This is a genomic window from Kitasatospora hibisci (assembly GCF_043950205.1).
Lineage (GTDB): Bacteria > Actinomycetota > Actinomycetes > Streptomycetales > Streptomycetaceae > Kitasatospora > Kitasatospora hibisci.
Map to the genome: position 1 here is coordinate 3829279 of NZ_CP171642.1, position 12858 is coordinate 3842136.

Genomic DNA, 12858 nt, shown 5'->3' on the forward strand with positions numbered 1-12858 from the left:
CGGACACGCGGGCGACCCCGGACGGACGGCCCGTCGGGGTGGGCGCCTATGCTGCGGCGAATGGTGTCCGACCGAATTCCCCCGCCCGGCGGGTCCGCGGATCCGTCCGACCGTCAGCAGCCGACCCTCGACGGCGCGATCACCGCTCTGGAGGCCGCGAACGCGGTCGCCGACATGGAACGCTTCGATGCCGCCTTCCGGCTGGTGGGCGGCCTGCTCGGACCGGCCGGCGAGCGCGAGTCGGCGGCGGTCGGCCCGCGGCTGGCCGCCCAACTGGCGGACTCCCCTCCCTTCGAACGGGCCCACCTGGCGATGATGGTGGGCGCCTGCGTGGAGCGCGGCGCCGATCCGGTGGCCTGCGCCGACCAGGTACTGGCCGGTCTGCGCGAGGCGCTCACCGGCGCGCTTCTGCTGGTCGAGCGGTGGAAGGAGACCGGCGGCGGGGAGCTGCCCGACCCGGAGGCCGACAGCCCGGGGCACGCGCACGCCCGGATCGCCGACCCGGACGACCCGGACGCCTGGCCGGCCCACCGGGCGGTGATCGGCTGGTGGACGCTGCACCTGTGGCAGATGGCCTCGTTCGCGGTCTACACGCACGCCGCCGTCCGCACCTCGGCCCGGTCCTCCGGCGTGACGGACGTCCTGGCCGAGCTGATCGAGCGGTACGGCGACGACCACCACGACCTCAAGGGCCTGCTCTACCTGATGAAGACGCTGGACGACGAGCCGCTGCTGGTGCTCGACCGTCCGAGCGGCACCGGCTACCTGGTCCGGATGGACGGACTGACCGACAACTTCCAGCTGCACACGCTGCTCGCCGAACTGCTGATCGGCGGCGGCCACCTGCCGGGCACCCGCCCCGACCCGGAGGTGGTGGCGCTCAGCCGGACCGCCGAGGTCGACGGTCGGCGCCGGGTGACCGCGCTGGGCGCGTTCAACCTGCTCGCCCCGGACGGCTTGTGGATCTGGAACGAGGGCACGCCCGCCGACATCCCGGTGGTGGACGGCGTACGCACCCTGGTGCTGGACCCGCAGCCGTACGAGCGGAGCTGGTCCGCCGGCCGGTTCATCCAGCAGGTCCCGGGGGACCTCCGGTTGGAGCGGGTGCTGGCCCCCGCCGAGGCCGCGGCCAAGCTCGCCGCGGCGGCGCCCGCGCACCCCTTCGAGCAGGCCTACCGCTGAACCCCGCTGCCGGGAGGGGCGGCCGGACCGACCCGCCCCGGCCCCGGCCCCGGGTGGACGGGTCGGCCGGCCCGGCGGGCGGGTTATCGTCGGAGGAGCCGGAGGAGCCGGAGGAGCCGGAGGAGCCGGCGGCCCCGGGCGGAACCCACAGGAGCGGAGTCGACCATGGCGAGGATCCCCGACGTGCTCTCGGCCGCGGCGCCCGCCGCGCTCACCGCGGCGAGCGGTCTGGTCGGTGGCTACGGCGTCGCCCGCTGGAGCGGCCGGCGCGAGCTGGGCGGCGCGGTCCTGGCCGCGGCCGGGGCCGGTGCCGCGGTGCAGTGGCACCGGCGCTCGGGCGCGGCCACCGCGGCCGCGCTGACCGGGCTGTACGTGGCGGCATTCGGCGGCTCGCACCCGCTGGCGAAGAAGATCGGCGCCTGGCCGTCCGTCTTCGCGGTCACCGGGGTGGTCGCGGCCGCCTCGACCGCCGCCACCGCGATCACCGCCCGCAAGGGCTGACCCGACCGTCCGGCGGGCCGCCGTCGACACGACGCCGGCCCCGGCCGTCAGGGGGTGGCCCGGCCGAACCGGACCTCGAAGGCGGCGCGGTTGGCCGAGACGGGCGTGCGGTCCCAGACCGCGAACACCACCCGCTCGAAGGCCGCGCCGTACTGCGCCAGCGCCCCCTCGAACGCCGCGGCCACCTGCGCCGGGTCGTTGCGGAACACCCCGCAGCCCCACGCCCCCAGCACCAGCGTCCGGACCTCGTGGCGGGCCGCCGCCGCGAGTACCCGGACGGCCCGCTCGGCGAGCACGCCCCGGACGTCCGTCCCGGCCGAACGCCGTTCCAGCTGGCCCGCGTTGGGCGCGGGCGAGGTGAGGAAGGTCACCGGGTAGGGCTGCGCCAGCAGCTCGCCCTCGCCGTCCCGGATCACCGGCACGTCCGGCGAGACGATCACCCGGTGGCTGTAGCGCAGGTCGGTGGAGGCGCGGTGCGCCTCGTAGTAGTCCGGCGCCTCCACCAGGCAGGTGTACAGCAGGGCGCTGCGGCAGAGGTCCTCCTCCTGGGCACGGGCGCCGCGCAGGTAGCCGCCGCCCGGGTTCCGCGCGGAGGCGAAGTTGAGCACTCCCACCCGGCCTGCCCCGACCAGCCGCCGGGCCGCCTCGACACTGCCCTCGGCGGTCACCTCGACGGCTCCGGCCGCACCCGTCAGCGGACCCGGCCCGCCCTCCCGGACCAGCGCGTCCAGCGCCTGCGGGGTGTACGGCACCGTCCCCGCCCTGGCCGCGGCCAGCCGCTCCCCCACCTGGACGAGCTCGCCCCCGGCCGCCCGGTAGCTCCCCCGCTCGGCGATCCCCTCGTTCACCGCTGCCACGTGATGCAGTCTGCTGCTCATGACCGCGACCGTAGGGGACGGGGCCGCCCTCGCGCCACAGGTTATTCTCACCAGCAGAACAACACCCGCGCGGGCGGCCGCGAACGACCCGGCCGCCCCCGGCCGAACCGGCGGACGGGTGCCGAAAAGCGGACGGGCCCGCCCCACCGAAGTGGAGCGGGCCCGTGGCGCCGGTGCCGACCGGGTCAGTTCTTCCAGCGCGGCTTGCGGTCGTCGCGGTTGAAGCCGCCGGAGCGGCCGCCGCGGTCGTCGCGGTCGCGGTTGAAGCCGCCGGAGGCCTGCGGGCGGCCACCGGAGCGGTGGTCGTCGCGGCGGGAGAACGGACGGCTGCTGCCGCCGCGCTCGTCGCGGTCCCGGCCGAAGGACGGGCGGTCGCCGAAGGAACGGGCCGGACGGTCGCCGAAGCCGCCGGAACGGCCGCCGCGGTCGTCGCGGTCACGGTTGAAGCCACCACGGTCACGGTCGCCGAAGCCACCCGAGCGGCCGCCACGGTCGTCACGGTCACGGTTGAAGCCACCACGGTCACGGTCGCCGAAGCCACCCGAGCGGCCGCCACGGTCGTCACGGTCACGGCCGAAGCCACCACGGTCACGGTCCCGGTCCCGGTCCCGGTCACGGCCGAAGCCACCGGAACGGCCGCCACGGTCGTCGCGGTCACGGTCACGGTCACGGGTGAACGCCGGGCGCTCGGTGCGGACCTCGCGGTAGGACGAGGTGCGCTCCTCGACCGCCGGCGCGGCGGTCTCGGCCGGAGCCTGCGCGGCCTCGGCGGTCTCGCCCGCCTCGGCGTCGGCGGCCGGCGCGTCGTCCTCGATGCCCAGCTCGGCCCGCTCGCGCGCGGCCCGCGCGGCCAGGCGGTCGGCCTCGTCGCGCAGCTCGGTGGCGCGGCGCTGAGCGCGCTCCAGCTGGCGGGTCATCTCGGCCAGCTCGCGCTCGGCGGCACCGGCGATGCCGGCCGCGCTCTCGGCCTGGACCTCGATCAGCGAGCGGGCCCCGGTGATCCGGGCGACCTCGGCGTCGAAGGCGTGGTCGAGGATGTGGCGCGAGGCGTCGACGCCCGCGTCCTCCATCAGGCGGAAGACGCCGCGGCGCTGGTGCGGCAGCACCAGGGTGACGACGGTGCCGGAGCGGCCGGCACGCGCGGTGCGGCCGGAGCGGTGCAGGTAGTCCTTGTGGTCGCCGGCCGGGTCCACGTTGAGGACCAGGTCGATGCCGTCGACGTGGATGCCGCGGGCGGCGACGTCGGTGGCGACGACGACGTTGACGTAGCCGTCCTTGAAGTCGCCGAGGACGCGGGTGCGGGCGCCCTGGGTCATGCCGCCGTGCAGCGCGTCGGCCTTCACACCGGCCTCGATCAGCTGCTCGGCGACGCGGTCGGCGCCCATCTGGGTGCGGACGAAGATGATCGTGCGGCCCTTGCGGGCGGCGATCGCGTTGGTGATCGGCGCCTTGTCCTTGGGCTTCACCACGAGGATGTGGTGGGTCATGGTGGTGACCGCGCCCGCCGACGGGTCGACCTCGTGGGTGACCGGGCTGTTCAGGTAGCGCTTGACCAGGGTGTCGATCTCGTTCTCCAGCGTGGCGGAGAACAGCAGGCGCTGGCCGCCGGCCGGCACCTGGTCGAGGATCTCGGTGACCTCGGGCAGGAAGCCCATGTCGGCCATCTGGTCGGCCTCGTCGAGGACGGCGACCTGGACGTCGTCGAGCTTGGCGGAGCCACGGTTGATCAGGTCGCGCAGACGGCCGGGGGTGGCGACCAGGACGTCGACACCGCGCTCCAGCGCGTAGATCTGGTTGGACATCGAGGTACCGCCGCAGACGACCTTGAGACGCAGGCCGAGCACCGAGCCGAACGGCTCCAGGGCGTCGGCGACCTGCATCGCCAGCTCGCGGGTCGGGACCAGGATCAGGCCGCGCGGGTGCTTGGCGCGGGTGCGCTCGCCGTCGGCGAGGCGGGTCAGCAGCGGCAGGCCGAAGCTGAGGGTCTTGCCGGAGCCGGTGCGACCGCGGCCCAGGACGTCCTTGCCGGCCAGCGCGTCCGGGATGGTCGCGGCCTGGATCGGGAACGGGGTGGTCACGCCGCGCTTGGCGAGGGCCCGGACGACGTCGTCCGGCAGGCCCAGGTCGCCGAAGGTGACGGTGGGCTCGGCAGCCTCCGCGGCCTCCGCGGCCTCGTCGGCGGCGGCCTCGGTGATCTCGGCGGCCTCGGCGACGACCTCGGCGGCGTCGGCCTCGGTCAGTCGGGCGTCGGTCTCGGGAGCGGTGGCATCGGCGGCGGACTCGTTCGCGGGCATGGCGAAGCGGGCGTCGTCAATGAGAGACATCTAAAACCTTCCGGAAGTGGCACGCGCCAAAGTCCGGGGTTCTGTTTCACAACCGCCTCTATGCGGTCAGCCACGGATCGCCGGAACGCGCCAAGGGCGCCAGATGGGAGTAGGGCGCCAGTCAAATGGATCAAACGAACGATCTACCACCATAGAGGAACCCCGGGATCAGAGGCAAATGCCCTGGCCAGATCGCTAATGTCCACCCGGAGCGGCGGTCGGGGCCGAAGATCCGGAGTTTCCGGCGGAGGGCTCCGGGGCGCTCGGCGCGGGCGGGGCGGAGGTGGTGTGCCCGGGCTCCGGGGTGCTCGACGGCCGTGTGGTCGGGCTTGCCGCCGGGGTGGTGGCGGAGCCGCCGCCGGACCGCCCCTCGCCGGTGCCCGCGGTACCGGTGGTGCCGCCGGTGCCGGTGGCACCGCCTGCCCCGCCCTGGCCGTCGACCGCGCCGCCGCTGGACGAGCCGCTGCCCGGACGAGGTGTGGTGCCGACGCTCACGCCCCCGGCGGATCCGCTCGCTCCGGGCGCGGGCTCGCCCGCCACGGCGCCCAGGGCGGATCCCGCGCCCTCAGCCGTCCCGCTCACGTCGTTCGGACCGGCCGCGCTGTCGGCGCCCGGAGAGGCCGCGCCCGGCGTCGAGGTCAGGCCCGCCGTCCGCGCGCCGTCGACGGACCCGCTCCCGGACCGCTCGGACCTCCCGGACGGGCCGCCCTGGTGGCCACCGCTCGGCGCGGCCGTACTGCCGGCACCGCCCGCCCGGCCCGGCGTCCCGGCCTGCCCGACCGGCACCGTGCCGTGCTTCTCGTCCGCCGCACCCGGGCCCACCGACATGCACCCCGTCAGGCCCAACCCGGCCACCGCCAGCACCGCGGCCGCCCGCACCACGCCACTGCGCACCGCAGCCGCCCGCGGCTCGGCCCGCCGGACCGCCACCGCCCGCACCACCGCCGGACGACCCTCCCGGGCACCCACCTCGCGCACCTCGCGCACCTCGCGCACCGAACGCACCGAACGCACCGAACGCATCGCCGCCACCGAGCCCCTCTTCCACAGCCCCACCCGGCCGCCCATGCACACGGCCCACTTGTGGTGACCAACGCGCGCCCGGCCCGGCGGGACACGGCCGGCCCGGCGGCAAGCCCCGGACACCAGCCGCCCGGCGCAACGGCGGCGGTTCAAACCTCCCGGCCGGCCCGGCCCCCGGGCGGCTCCGCGCCGCAGCCGCTGCACGCAGGATCGCGGGACGCCCCGGAGCCGCTCAGCCCCAGAGCGCCGAGGCCAGCCCCGCCCCCGCGTAGACGGCCGCCAGCCCCACCGCGATGCTCCCCAGCGCATTGGCCAGCGCGTACCGCCCGGCGCCGCTCTCGGCCAGCCGCAGCGTCTCGTACGAGAAGGTCGAGTACGTGGTCAACGCGCCGCAGAACCCCGTCCCGACGAGGAGTTGGACGTGCGGGGACGCCGCACCGGCCGCCGCCGCACCGGTCAGCAGACCGAGCACCAGACAGCCGGCCGCGTTCACGGCGAAGGTGCCCCACGGGAAGACCGAGTCGTGCCGGGACTGCACGGCACGGTCGGTCAGGTACCGCAGTGGGGCGCCGACCGCCGCACCCACCACCACGAGCAGCCAGTTCACGTCCCCGCCCCCCGCTCCCGCTCCGCGCCCCGCCCGCGGCCCGCCGGCCGGACCACCTCGCACGGGTCGAGCACCACCAGGCCGCCCGCCACCAGCCCGTCCAGCCGGGGCAGGAAGGCCCGCACCCGTTCCTCGGTGTCCACGACCACCACCGCCACCGGCAGGTCCTCGCTGAGCGAGAGCAGCCGCGCGGTGTGCACCAGTGAGGACGCTCCGAACCCCTCGATCCCCCGGAACACGCTCGCCCCGGCCAGCCCGGCGGCCCGCGCCCGGTGCACGATCTCGCTGTACAGCGGGCGGTGGTGCCACCGGTCGCTCTCGCCCACCAGCACGGTGAGCCGCAGCGCCGGCCCGCTCAGCTCCGGCCCGTCCGCCCTGGGCCCGTCCGACGCCGGTCCGCCCGGCCCGGGCCCGTCCGACGCCGGCCCGTCCGGTCGGCCGGTCATCCCGACACCTCTTCCCCGCGACGGGCCAGGCGGCGGATCAGGCCCCGGGTCAGCCCGGCCGCCGCCCATACCGCGGCCATCGCCGCCAGCAGCGTCAGCCCCAGGTAGACCACCGCGGCCGCCGGCCGCCCCTCGGCCAGCAGCCGCCGGACGTCCACCTCGTAGGTGGAGAAGGTGGTGAAACCGCCCAGCACCCCGGTCCCGAAGAACGGCCGCAGCAGCGGGTGCGCGGGCCGTCCCTCGGTGACGGCCACCAGGAACACCCCGATCACCGCGCAGCCCGCCACGTTCACCACCAGCGTCGTCCACGGGAACGACGCCGGACCGGCCGGCCAGATCAGCCCGGCCCCGTACCGGGCCGCGGCGCCGGTCGCCCCGCCCAGCCCCACCGCGGCCACCGTCCGGCCCTGCCCGCGCAGCACCGGCGGCCGCGCCGGCCGGGCCGGCGCCGCCCCCCGCCGTTCCGCGCTCTCCACCGCACCGCCCGAGGTCGTCATAGGCCCATGAAACACCGGCGCCGACCGCCTGGCACACCGTCACCCCAGACCCGACAATGATCCGGTGGAGATGACCCGGGAAGAGTTCGAGACGCTGGTCGGCGACGCCCTCGACCAGATTCCCCCGCAGCTCGCGGCCATGATGGACAACGTCGCGGTCTTCGTCGAGGACGAACCCGACGCCTCCGACCCGGAGCTCCTCGGCCTCTACGAGGGCACCCCGCTCACCGAGCGCGGCGAGTGGTACGCGGGCGTCCTGCCCGACCGGATCATCATCTACCTGGGCCCCACGCTCCGGCACTGCAACTCCCGCGAACAGGTGGTCGAGGAGGTCCGCACCACGGTGATCCACGAGGTCGCCCACCACTTCGGCTTCGACGACCACGAGCTCGACGAGCTCGGCTGGTCCTGACCGGCCCGTCCCACCCGCCCCACCACTCGGCCGAAACCCGTTTTGGCGTTCGGCTCGACATCCCATATGCTTCTCGACGTCCCCGAGCGCTGGAAACAGCGGGACAGGCCGCAAGCCCTCATCGTCTAGTGGCCCAGGACGCCGCCCTTTCAAGGCGGTAGCACGGGTTCGAATCCCGTTGGGGGCACGCAGTACCGCAGTACCGTAGTAAAGTGCAGTGCCGCAAGACCTAGTGGAGAAACACCACATAAGGTCCCGTGGAGCAGTTGGTTAGCTCGCCACCCTGTCAAGGTGGAGGTCGCGGGTTCAAGTCCCGTCGGGATCGCTCGTCTCGCAAGAGACGGTGCAGTACGGCCAGGTAGCTCAGTTGGTACGAGCGTCCGCCTGAAAAGCGGAAGGTCGCCGGTTCGACCCCGGCCCTGGCCACATAGTCTGACCAGGCACGATGCCCCCGAAGCAGTTCGCTTCGGGGGTATTTTCGTGCCGTTTGACGCCAACGGCGCAGCGGACGGTCGCTGTGCCGCCCCGGCCCGTCTTTACCGAAGCTAGACAAAGACCTCGATGATGCACTTGGCGGCGCCGCTGCGTTGGATTCGGGCGTCGCTGGTGACGAGCGGCACGCCGAGCGTCTCGGCAAGCGCCACGTACTGTGCGTCATATGCACTGATGTTGTGGTGCAGCTCTCGCACCCGCTGCCAAAGGATCAGCGTCTCGTGCCGCGTGATGGCGAGTGCCTGGTAGTCGGCTACCGCCTTCACCGCTTCCTTCTCCGCGAGCTTGCCGCCCCGCACCATGCCGAAGAGAGCCGACACCAGCTCATAGTCGAGCAGGCCGGGAGCAGCGAGCACATCCGCCCTGCGGAGCCGGTCCCGGACGGCATGGCCCGCAGGGCTGTGGTCGACGAGCACCCGAACCAGCGCAGAGCAGTCGATGACAACGCTCGAATTCACCGACGCTCCCGCCCGTCATCGATCGCGGCGAGGATGTCCGAGGTACTGACGTCGGTACGGGTCTCCCGGTCGAGACGGGCCATCATCTCGGCCAGCGTCGGCACAGCCGCCTCGCGGGTGACGAGGTCGAGCAGGTATGCCTGGAGGCTCTTCCCTGCCTGGGCCGCCTTGAGCTTGAGGGTTTCGAGAACCGGGTCCGGGACTTCACGGATCGTGATCGCAGTCATGCATGCATTTTAGCTGCAACGCCTGCAAAGTGCAGCGACTCGACTGGACCTGCTACGCCCGGCCTCCGCCGGTTGACCCCAGCTCTGACGCCAACCGCCCCACACCAAGGCGATCGATCGCGGCCGTCCATGGACGGCAGAATCACCCAAAGCGGGGCATCTCGACGCCCCGGCTTGGCCTGAAAAGCGGAAGGCCGCCGGTTCGACCCCGGCCCTGGCCACCACGCCTGACCAGGCGCGATGCCCCTGAAGCAGATCGCTTCGGGGGCATTTTTGCGTTGTTTGACGCCAACGGCACAGCGGACGGTCACCGCCCTCCTGTGAGGGTAAGTGCGTGAAGTACTTGACGTACTTCACGTACTGGCGCGACCCTGGTCCTCGGACGAGGAGGCTTCCAATGACAGCGGTCCACTACGAGAGCTACACCGAAGCCCGAGCGCACCTGAAGGATCTACTGGACGCAGCCGGGCAGGGCCGGGTCGCGACCGTTCGCCGGGACACCGGATATGCGGCCGTGGTCGATGCGGGGCGGCTGCGCCACGCGCTCACGCTGCTGTGTCCGTCCAAGGCCGAGGTGATCGCCGAGGGCGGTGGCTGGTCGGTGTTCTTCCCCGGCCTCCCGGTCGCCGCGGATGGCGGCACGTTCGATGAGGCCATCGACGAGATGGTCGACGCGCTGCGCGAGTACGCGGATGACTGGCAGGACCGGCTCCTGAACGCGCCCAACCACCGTGACAACTGGGGCCTGGTCCAGCTGATCGGTCTCAGCGACGACGCGCAGCTCCGCGACTGGCTGCTCGGAGTCGCGAAGTGACCTGGCCTCAGCCGACACGCGAACGACACGAGCAGTTCTGCAAGGTCGAAGGCTGGGATCGGGTACGCGACGCGCACGGTCGCACCGGCACCCACCACATCACCTATGAGTTCGGGCTCCCCGATGGGCGGATCCTGCGTACTCGGGTGTCGCATCCGGTCGACCGCACCGGGTACGGCGCGAGCATGTGGGCGCACATCCTCCGCGACCAGTTGGACGTGACGGAGGATGTCTTCTGGCCGTGCGTCCTGGACGGCACGCTTCCCGATCGAGGCGTGCCCGAGCCGCCACGCGAGGCGCTTCCCGCGGATCTGGTCCACATGCTGATCAACCGCGTCGGACTCGCCGAGGACCAGGTCGCCGAGCTGGACAAGGCCCAGGCGATCGCGCGACTCCAGCAGTTCTGGACCGAGGGCCGCTGACCCCGGTCGCCGGGTTGCAGCCGGAGTCGGCGGTGTCCCTCGGCGCACCCACCAGTGGGAAGGACGGGCCTCAGCCCCGCAGGGCCCGGTCGTCGAGCCGGCGCAGCAGGCCGGGCAGGTGCTGGTACCGGTCGCGGAGTGCTGCGAGCCGCTGCCGGAACTCAAGGCCGCGCCCGATGTGGTCGCAGGCGTCGCGGAGCTCGACCAGGAGGGCCACGGCGGTGTCGTAGCGGGCCGCCTGCTTACGGGCGACGTGGTTCTCGACCTCGCGCCAGATCGCTTCTTCGTCGGCAGCCAGGGCGGTCAGCTTCGCCGCGCGTGCCTCGGCTCGGACCCGCTCACCGCGCTGTCGGCGCTCGGTGGCTCGCGCGTGCGCGGCGTCCAGCAACTCGGCGGCGGAGCGCTGCCCCAGCACCGTCGCGACGGGCGGCTCGCCGCGCAGCCGGCGCAGGAGGTCGGCCCCCAGCTGGGGCTCGTCACCCAGTGCCAGGCGCAGCAGGAGGTCGTTCTTCTCCTTCTCGGGGAGTGCGGCGATCAGCGGCGCCAGTTCCTTCTTCCCGGGCCTCTTCCGAGGCGCGGGGGCGGGCGGGCTGGCCTGGGCGGCGACCGCCAGCAGGTCGGCGTCGACGCGCAGGAAGTCCGCGAGCGCTCGCTGTGGTGCGGTGAGCCGGTCGAGCCCAGCCGGGACCGGGGGCTCGACCTCGTCCTGGTAAGCCTCCTCGTCGTCCTCCTGGAGTGCCCAGGCACCGATGCCGGACAGCCACGCGAGGTACAGGGCGCGGTGATCCCCGGAGGCCAGCTCGGCCCGAACCCCGGCGATGGCGCCGAGCGAGTCCTCGGCACCCTCGTCCCAGTCTCCGCTCTCGTCCTCACTGCGCAGGTCGAGGATGAGGTGGGTCCTGGTCGTCCATGCCTCGACGGACTCGTCGAAGCAGTACGGCTCCACCGCCCGCAGCGCGAGCTGCCCCTTGGGCACCCGCAGGATCACCTGGTGGGTTCCCCAGTTGGTCAGGTAGAGGTGGGCGTCGTAGTACCGCTCCACCATCCGCCTGGGGTCGCCCCGGAAGTTGCCCCACTGGTATTCGTTGGTGAAGCTGGTCGCGGTGATCCGGGCCCGGGTCGACAGCGCCCGCAGCTGCCCCTGCTCCTCGCGGGTCAGCGGCCGGTCGATCGCCAGGAACTCGTAGTACTGGTACTCGCTCATCACCACGACCCTAGCGAGTCTGCCGATCCTCGATGATGGAACCCGTCAAGCCCAAGGCAGACAGGAACCGATGATGGAACCCGAGCAGCCACGCACCGTCGAGCAGATCCGAGGTCTCGTCGGCTGGATCGGCGCAGGGCGCAAGCTCACCCAGACGGGTAAGGTCACCCTCGCCGACGCGCGGGCCCTGGTCGCGCTCCTGGAGACCGGCGACACCATTGACCCGGCCATCGGTGACAGGACGTTCAAGACCAAGTCCAGCCAGGAGCTGTACCACCTGAACCTGCTGGTGGAATGGGCCAGGGCGGCCCGGCTGCTGCGGGTCGTCGGCGGCCGTCTGGTACGGGTCAAGAAGAACGCGCGCGTAGTGGAGCACCCTGAGCAAGCCCTCGACGCACTGTTCGAGGCCCTGCCCCGCATCGGCGAGGCGGTGCTCCCCTCCGGGTGGCTCGGCTCGATCTTCGCCGAGGAGTACCCGGCCGGGCTTCGGGTGCTGTTGACGAGCCTGTACGCCGCCGACGACCTGCTTCCCGAGCAGGAGCTTCAGGCTGCGGCGTGGGACAAGGTCTCCGGGTTCTACGTCCTCGACGATCTTCCCGAGGACCGCCTCCGGCTGCTACACCAGAGCAACGACCGCGACGTGGACCGCGTGCTCGCGACGCTCCTCGGCCTCGGCTCGGTCAGGCGCGTCGGCGACGCCGTCGCCCTCACCTTGCGGGGCCGTCAAGCCATGGCCCGGCTGCGCGGGGAAGCACGCCCCGGCGATCCCGTCTACCAGCTCCGCATCGAACTCGCCGATGTGGAACAGCCCGCCGTCTGGCGCTGCGTTCAGGTCCCGGCCGGATTCCACCTCGACCGGCTGCACCTGGTCATCCAGGCCGCCATGGGCTGGCAGAACTGCCACTTGCACGCGTTCGAGGTGAAAGGTGTCAACTACGCCCATCCCTCCTCCGAACTCGACTTCGTCGACGAGACCGCCGTCGGCCTGGACGCCGTGGTCAAGGAGGGAGAGTTCCTCGACTACACCTACGACTTCGGCGACTCGTGGGAGCACCGCATCCTCGTCGAGCGCCAAGTGGCGGCCGGCGCGGGCCACCACTACCCGCTGTGCGTCGACGGGGCAGGAGCCTGCCCACCCGAGGACTGCGGCGGCGCGCCCGGATACGACGACCTCAAGCAGGCCCTCAGCGGCCCCTCCCATCCCGAGCGCGAGGACCTGCTGCGCTGGCTCGGCCTCGAAACAGCATCCGACTTCGACCCGACCCGTTTCGACCTTCACCGGACGAACCGGCGGCTCCGCGCTCTCGACTGGTGAGCCCCACCGGCTCGTCCGTGCCGGTTGACGCCAACGGGACGGCGGACGGTCGCGGC

The 12858-nt window shown here is 73.1% G+C and carries 15 protein-coding genes and 3 tRNA genes; 10 read left to right on the forward strand and 8 right to left on the reverse strand.

The genetic code is table 11. The features are described from left to right. The first annotated feature begins 60 nt into the window (after positions 1-60). Together ACF9IK_RS16375 and ACF9IK_RS16380 are read left to right on the forward strand one after the other, a co-directional pair. The gene (locus tag ACF9IK_RS16375) at positions 61-1182 is read left to right on the forward strand and encodes a hypothetical protein (RefSeq protein WP_395294935.1); all 1122 of its coding nucleotides are present in this window, start codon (positions 61-63) and stop codon (positions 1180-1182) included. Between the two features lie 165 nt (positions 1183-1347). After that, positions 1348-1683 carry a hypothetical protein gene (locus ACF9IK_RS16380; protein ID WP_395294936.1) on the forward strand — a complete coding sequence of 112 codons (336 nt, stop codon included), beginning with the start codon at positions 1348-1350 and terminating at the stop codon, positions 1681-1683. 47 nt (positions 1684-1730) lie between these two features. Here ACF9IK_RS16380 and ACF9IK_RS16385 read toward each other — a convergent pair whose 3' ends face one another. Together ACF9IK_RS16385 and ACF9IK_RS16390 are read right to left on the reverse strand one after the other, a co-directional pair. Then, the gene (locus ACF9IK_RS16385) at positions 1731-2561 is read right to left on the reverse strand and encodes a TIGR02452 family protein (protein WP_395294937.1); all 831 of its coding nucleotides are present in this window, start codon (positions 2559-2561) and stop codon (positions 1731-1733) included. A 185-nt stretch (positions 2562-2746) separates the two neighbouring features. Further along, positions 2747-4885: a DEAD/DEAH box helicase gene (locus ACF9IK_RS16390; protein WP_395294938.1), complete on the reverse strand. Its 2139-nt coding sequence runs from the start codon at positions 4883-4885 to the stop codon at positions 2747-2749. A 304-nt stretch (positions 4886-5189) separates the two neighbouring features. On the opposite strand from ACF9IK_RS16390, the gene ACF9IK_RS16395 reads away from it, so the two are divergent. Further along, entirely contained in the window at positions 5190-5975 is a 786-nt protein-coding gene (locus ACF9IK_RS16395) for a hypothetical protein (protein ID WP_395294939.1), read from the forward strand. Between the two features lie 165 nt (positions 5976-6140). Here ACF9IK_RS16395 and crcB (ACF9IK_RS16400) read toward each other — a convergent pair whose 3' ends face one another. From crcB (ACF9IK_RS16400) to crcB (ACF9IK_RS16410), 3 genes are read right to left on the reverse strand one after another with little or no spacing between them, the layout of a single operon-like run. Then, positions 6141-6515, reverse strand: a complete 375-nt coding sequence (crcB, locus tag ACF9IK_RS16400) for a fluoride efflux transporter CrcB (protein WP_395294940.1) — start codon at positions 6513-6515, stop codon at positions 6141-6143. Next, entirely contained in the window at positions 6512-6961 is a 450-nt protein-coding gene (locus ACF9IK_RS16405; protein WP_395294941.1) for a DUF190 domain-containing protein, read from the reverse strand. The genes crcB (ACF9IK_RS16400) and ACF9IK_RS16405 overlap by 4 nt, the downstream gene beginning before the upstream one ends. Further along, positions 6958-7458 carry a fluoride efflux transporter CrcB gene (gene crcB / locus ACF9IK_RS16410; protein ID WP_395294942.1) on the reverse strand — a complete coding sequence of 167 codons (501 nt, stop codon included), beginning with the start codon at positions 7456-7458 and terminating at the stop codon, positions 6958-6960. Before crcB (ACF9IK_RS16410) ends, ACF9IK_RS16405 begins: the two co-directional genes overlap by 4 nt. A 70-nt stretch (positions 7459-7528) precedes the next feature. Between crcB (ACF9IK_RS16410) and ACF9IK_RS16415 the strand changes: the two genes are divergently transcribed. The 4 genes from ACF9IK_RS16415 to ACF9IK_RS16430 all read left to right on the forward strand — a co-directional run bounded on the left by ACF9IK_RS16415 (position 7529) and on the right by ACF9IK_RS16430 (position 8296). Next, complete coding sequence (locus ACF9IK_RS16415; protein WP_395298595.1) at positions 7529-7870, forward strand: metallopeptidase family protein; 342 nt, start codon at positions 7529-7531, stop codon at positions 7868-7870. Between the two features lie 114 nt (positions 7871-7984). Further along, positions 7985-8057: transfer RNA gene (locus ACF9IK_RS16420), tRNA-Glu, on the forward strand. A gap of 64 nt (positions 8058-8121) precedes the next feature. Further along, positions 8122-8195 (forward strand) — tRNA-Asp (locus tag ACF9IK_RS16425). A gap of 27 nt (positions 8196-8222) precedes the next feature. Beyond that, positions 8223-8296: transfer RNA gene (locus ACF9IK_RS16430), tRNA-Phe, on the forward strand. A 119-nt stretch (positions 8297-8415) separates the two neighbouring features. Here ACF9IK_RS16430 and ACF9IK_RS16435 read toward each other — a convergent pair. Both ACF9IK_RS16435 and ACF9IK_RS16440 read right to left on the reverse strand, forming a co-directional pair. Then, entirely contained in the window at positions 8416-8820 is a 405-nt protein-coding gene (locus ACF9IK_RS16435) for a type II toxin-antitoxin system VapC family toxin (protein ID WP_395294943.1), read from the reverse strand. Then, a complete protein-coding gene (locus ACF9IK_RS16440) occupies positions 8817-9047 on the reverse strand; it encodes a FitA-like ribbon-helix-helix domain-containing protein (protein WP_395294944.1) in 231 nt (76 codons plus the stop codon). Before ACF9IK_RS16440 ends, ACF9IK_RS16435 begins: the two co-directional genes overlap by 4 nt. 397 nt (positions 9048-9444) lie before the next feature. On the opposite strand from ACF9IK_RS16440, the gene ACF9IK_RS16445 reads away from it, so the two are divergent. Continuing rightward, positions 9445-9861, forward strand: a complete 417-nt coding sequence (locus ACF9IK_RS16445; protein WP_395294945.1) for a prevent-host-death protein — start codon at positions 9445-9447, stop codon at positions 9859-9861. Then, positions 9858-10283, forward strand: coding sequence for a cytotoxic translational repressor of toxin-antitoxin stability system (locus ACF9IK_RS16450; protein WP_395294946.1), 426 nt, complete (start codon positions 9858-9860; stop codon positions 10281-10283). Before ACF9IK_RS16445 ends, ACF9IK_RS16450 begins: the two co-directional genes overlap by 4 nt. A 70-nt stretch (positions 10284-10353) precedes the next feature. Here ACF9IK_RS16450 and ACF9IK_RS16455 read toward each other — a convergent pair whose 3' ends face one another. Continuing rightward, the gene (locus ACF9IK_RS16455; protein WP_395294947.1) at positions 10354-11487 is read right to left on the reverse strand and encodes a hypothetical protein; all 1134 of its coding nucleotides are present in this window, start codon (positions 11485-11487) and stop codon (positions 10354-10356) included. A 70-nt stretch (positions 11488-11557) separates the two neighbouring features. Here ACF9IK_RS16455 and ACF9IK_RS16460 point away from each other — a divergent pair, with 70 nt between their 5' ends. Further along, positions 11558-12802, forward strand: coding sequence for a plasmid pRiA4b ORF-3 family protein (locus ACF9IK_RS16460; RefSeq protein WP_395294948.1), 1245 nt, complete (start codon positions 11558-11560; stop codon positions 12800-12802). The last annotated feature ends 56 nt before the right edge of the window (positions 12803-12858 follow it).

Coding starts and splice junctions, on each gene's coding strand:
- ACF9IK_RS16455 (WP_395294947.1), bottom strand. CDS start 11,487: ATGAGCGAGTACCAGTACTACGAGTTCCTGGCGATCGACCGGCCGCTG.
- ACF9IK_RS16390 (WP_395294938.1), bottom strand. CDS start 4,885: ATGTCTCTCATTGACGACGCCCGCTTCGCCATGCCCGCGAACGAGTCC.
- ACF9IK_RS16415 (WP_395298595.1), top strand. CDS start 7,529: ATGACCCGGGAAGAGTTCGAGACGCTGGTCGGCGACGCCCTCGACCAG.
- ACF9IK_RS16405 (WP_395294941.1), bottom strand. CDS start 6,961: ATGACCGGCCGACCGGACGGGCCGGCGTCGGACGGGCCCGGGCCGGGC.
- ACF9IK_RS16460 (WP_395294948.1), top strand. CDS start 11,558: ATGATGGAACCCGAGCAGCCACGCACCGTCGAGCAGATCCGAGGTCTC.
- ACF9IK_RS16385 (WP_395294937.1), bottom strand. CDS start 2,561: ATGAGCAGCAGACTGCATCACGTGGCAGCGGTGAACGAGGGGATCGCC.
- ACF9IK_RS16445 (WP_395294945.1), top strand. CDS start 9,445: ATGACAGCGGTCCACTACGAGAGCTACACCGAAGCCCGAGCGCACCTG.
- ACF9IK_RS16380 (WP_395294936.1), top strand. CDS start 1,348: ATGGCGAGGATCCCCGACGTGCTCTCGGCCGCGGCGCCCGCCGCGCTC.
- crcB (WP_395294942.1), bottom strand. CDS start 7,458: ATGACGACCTCGGGCGGTGCGGTGGAGAGCGCGGAACGGCGGGGGGCG.
- ACF9IK_RS16375 (WP_395294935.1), top strand. CDS start 61: ATGGTGTCCGACCGAATTCCCCCGCCCGGCGGGTCCGCGGATCCGTCC.
- ACF9IK_RS16440 (WP_395294944.1), bottom strand. CDS start 9,047: ATGACTGCGATCACGATCCGTGAAGTCCCGGACCCGGTTCTCGAAACC.